6 protein-coding genes are annotated in these 2,826 nt (G+C 65.2%); 2 read left to right on the forward strand and 4 right to left on the reverse strand.

Translation table 11 applies throughout. The features are described from left to right. The coding region (locus EP26_RS30310) for a hypothetical protein (protein WP_043345107.1) at positions 1-256 on the forward strand (256 nt) is incomplete at its 5' end. A gap of 53 nt (positions 257-309) precedes the next feature. Here EP26_RS30310 and EP26_RS35935 read toward each other — a convergent pair. The 4 genes from EP26_RS35935 to EP26_RS35940 form a co-directional block, all read right to left on the reverse strand. Beyond that, the gene (locus EP26_RS35935) at positions 310-495 is read right to left on the reverse strand and encodes a hypothetical protein (RefSeq protein ID WP_157033969.1); all 186 of its coding nucleotides are present in this window, start codon (positions 493-495) and stop codon (positions 310-312) included. Beyond that, positions 492-884: a type II toxin-antitoxin system VapC family toxin gene (locus EP26_RS30315; RefSeq protein WP_043345109.1), complete on the reverse strand. Its 393-nt coding sequence runs from the start codon at positions 882-884 to the stop codon at positions 492-494. Before EP26_RS30315 ends, EP26_RS35935 begins: the two co-directional genes overlap by 4 nt. Next, the gene (locus tag EP26_RS30320; protein WP_043345110.1) at positions 881-1,117 is read right to left on the reverse strand and encodes a type II toxin-antitoxin system Phd/YefM family antitoxin; all 237 of its coding nucleotides are present in this window, start codon (positions 1,115-1,117) and stop codon (positions 881-883) included. The genes EP26_RS30315 and EP26_RS30320 overlap by 4 nt, the downstream gene beginning before the upstream one ends. 118 nt (positions 1,118-1,235) lie before the next feature. Then, the gene (locus EP26_RS35940; protein WP_157033970.1) at positions 1,236-1,382 is read right to left on the reverse strand and encodes a hypothetical protein; all 147 of its coding nucleotides are present in this window, start codon (positions 1,380-1,382) and stop codon (positions 1,236-1,238) included. 208 nt (positions 1,383-1,590) lie between these two features. Here EP26_RS35940 and EP26_RS30325 point away from each other — a divergent pair, with 208 nt between their 5' ends. After that, the gene (locus EP26_RS30325) at positions 1,591-2,256 is read left to right on the forward strand and encodes a glutathione S-transferase N-terminal domain-containing protein (RefSeq protein ID WP_245624578.1); all 666 of its coding nucleotides are present in this window, start codon (positions 1,591-1,593) and stop codon (positions 2,254-2,256) included. Positions 2,257-2,826: the final 570 nt, after the last annotated feature.

Genomic DNA, 2,826 nt, shown 5'->3' on the forward strand with positions numbered 1-2,826 from the left:
CCTCGCCCGTGAAGCGCAGGTGCTCGCGGTCGATGCCGACCAGCTCGGACCGTCGCAGCGCTCCGGCAAAGCCCAGCAGCAGCAGCGCGCGGTCGCGCAGGCCGGTCAGGTCACCGCCACAGGCGGCTACCAGCTTGCCCAGCTCGGTCGAGGTCAGCGCCGCAGCCTGGCGGCGGCGGCTGCCGTGCCGGCGAAAGATGCCGCGCAGCGTGGTACGGATGGCGGGATGGCCGGCCGACCAGTCGAAGCCGCATAGGCGGCGACGGCCGCAGGTTCGGCCGGCAGCGGGGCGCAGCCGGTCTCGCTGTACTACCCGCAGAAATGCGCCCAGTCGGCGGCATAGGCCCGCAGTGTCTCCGGCGCGAGCGCCTCGCGGGCATAGGCCTGGGCAGCGGCGAGGGCCGCGGCGCCGGCTGAGGCGAGGTCCCTACCCTGCTCCGGCACCACCGCCGGCGGCATAGCTGGGACCGATGCCGCAGTCTCTGCCGCGCTCACTCTCCGCCATCCCGCTCGAACAGCCGCACCGCATAAGCGGCCATAAGCGGGTCGTCGCTCGCCAGCAGGAGGTCATCGACGCAGGCCTGCGCGACGAGCATGCGATCAAAGGGATCGGTATGGTGACGTGGCAGGCCGCCAACCTCGATGGCGTGGGAGGCGGTGATCGGCAGGTGACGGAACCCAGCCTCCTCCAGCACGGCATCAAGGCGCTCCAGCGGGAAGGTGAGCCGCCTTAAGGAGCGCTTGATGGCGATCTCCCAAACCGACGCAGCGCTGACGAGGATGGTGTTCCGCGGCGCGAGGATCGCCTCGTGCAGGCGCGGCTGCAGGCGATCGGGCCAAGTGACGGCCCAGATGAAAATATGCGTGTCGATGAGCAGCCTCATCGCCCTTCGAACGCCTTGGCGACATCGTCCGGCAGTGGGGCGTCGAAGTCGGGTCCCATCCAGACCTCGCTGGCAAGCTGGCCGAGCGCTCGTGGTTGGGTGCGGGTCGCAAGGGGCACCAGGCGTGCAAGTGGGCGGCCGCCTTTGGCGATGATGATCTCCTCGCCGGCCGCGGCGCGGTCGACCAGGCGCGAGAGCTGAGTCTTGGCGTCGTACAAGTTGACTTGGCTCATCGGTAGTTCCTGACCAAGCTTGGTCTGGCAGCGTAGCTGACACCATGACCAACTTTGGCCAACATAAAAAATTCTTTCGACTATTCGGAATCTGGCAGTTTGCCGCGACTGTGGCAAACTACCACAATTCGTGCCGGATCGGGGTGGGGGCAGGGGCATGGCCGCCGATGAACCCGCCGCCCTTGGAGGTGAACAATCCTGCCGAGAGCCGGCACAGCTGGAGGTGCTGCACGCGGCCGTCCGGCGTCGGATCGGCTACGATCATTATGGCGTCCGGTGGCTCGCGCGGCTCGGGCCTTTGCAGTCCTGTGGGGTGATGGTGCGTTCTCTCGTGAGCAGGAGGACGCTATGGCAGTAGGTCTTCACGGCTTAGTCCGAACGACGCCACGATTTCGAGCCGAGCTCCAAGCGGCACAAACGCCGACCCGCGCCCTGACGGCCCAGGATCACCCGCACTCCAAAACGATGCGCAAATGGTGGAGTTGATCGGCAGGGCGGGAATGCTGAGGAGGAAATTTTATTACTCACCAGGAGCATTATCCCTTGCATCGCACATCGCGCTGATCGAAGCCGGCTTGCCCTTCGAGGCCGTACGGGTGGACGAGCACACTAAGGCCATGGAGGGCGGCGGCGACTACCGGCAGGTCCATTGGCTGGGCTACGTGCCGGCGCTGCTACTGGATGATGGCACGCTGCTGACCGAGAGCGCCGCGATCCTGCAGCATGTCGCCGAGTTGGCTCCCTGGCGCGACTTAGCCCCTCCGGCCGGCACAGTCGAGCGAGCGCTGCTGCAGGCGTGGCTGAACTTCCTGTCGAGTGAGGTGCACAAGAGCGGCTTCGCCTTCCTGTTCAGCCCGGCCATGCCGGAGGCTGGCAAGCGTATCTTCCGCGATCGTCTCGCGCTCAGACTTACCCACTTGGACAGGCATCTGGCGAGTCATGAGCACTTGCTGGCCTCCGGGTATTCGGTGGCCGACGCGTCGTGCTTCGTGGTCACGAGTTGGGCCAACTGGGTGGACGTGGACCTGATGCCCTACCCCAGCCTGCGCGCGTATCGGGAGCGGATTGGCGCGAGGCCCGCCGTGCAGGCGGCGCTGGCGGCGGAGGGCATGGTGCCCTGGCCGAACAAAGCGCCCTGAACAGGTAGTATTGTCAGCAGTCGTGCCAGACCCGACAACGTGGGTGAATGCAGAGTCCAGCCTACGCCGTTCTCATGTATCGCAAGGACGAGGAACCTTCCACAATCCTGGAGAACAGTCAGACTTCAGGCTGAACTAGTGGATCGCGCCTGACAAAAGAGTCCCGGCTGGGATTTTCATAGTCCGCTCTCAGATGCGAGTCTGGGCGATGCGCACAGGGATCGTCGTCGAAGTAAGCGCCGCCGGTCGGGTTCGGCTGGACGCGGTGGTGTCGGACTGGAACAGCTCGCAGAAGGGTTCCGTTGCATCCTTTGCGGCTTGACGCGATCGAGGCCAAGTTGGAGCATGGTACGGCGGCGGCTGACGAAACTCCGGGCGGATCCGACCTTCAAAGGGCGGCAGTTCACCGCCGAGGTGATCCTCTGAGCCGTGCGCTGGTATCTGATGCTCCCAATCAGCTACCGCGACCTAGAACTCATACCGACCTGACTATGGATTGACCTGTCGAGCCCACTCGAAGTCGGTCAATGATCGGATGCGGCCGGTTTCGGCGATGAGCTTGTTCCAGGC

The sequence above is a fragment of the Belnapia moabensis DSM 16746 genome (genome assembly GCF_000745835.1).
In the GTDB taxonomy this organism is placed as follows: domain Bacteria; phylum Pseudomonadota; class Alphaproteobacteria; order Acetobacterales; family Acetobacteraceae; genus Belnapia; species Belnapia moabensis.

Bases quoted from the DNA above. Each gene is read 5' to 3' on its own strand.
- EP26_RS30315 (WP_043345109.1), bottom strand. From the start codon at position 884: ATGAGGCTGCTCATCGACACGCATATTTTCATCTGGGCCGTCACTTGG.
- EP26_RS30320 (WP_043345110.1), bottom strand. From the start codon at position 1,117: ATGAGCCAAGTCAACTTGTACGACGCCAAGACTCAGCTCTCGCGCCTG.
- EP26_RS35940 (WP_157033970.1), bottom strand. From the start codon at position 1,382: ATGATCGTAGCCGATCCGACGCCGGACGGCCGCGTGCAGCACCTCCAG.
- EP26_RS30325 (WP_245624578.1), top strand. From the start codon at position 1,591: ATGGTGGAGTTGATCGGCAGGGCGGGAATGCTGAGGAGGAAATTTTAT.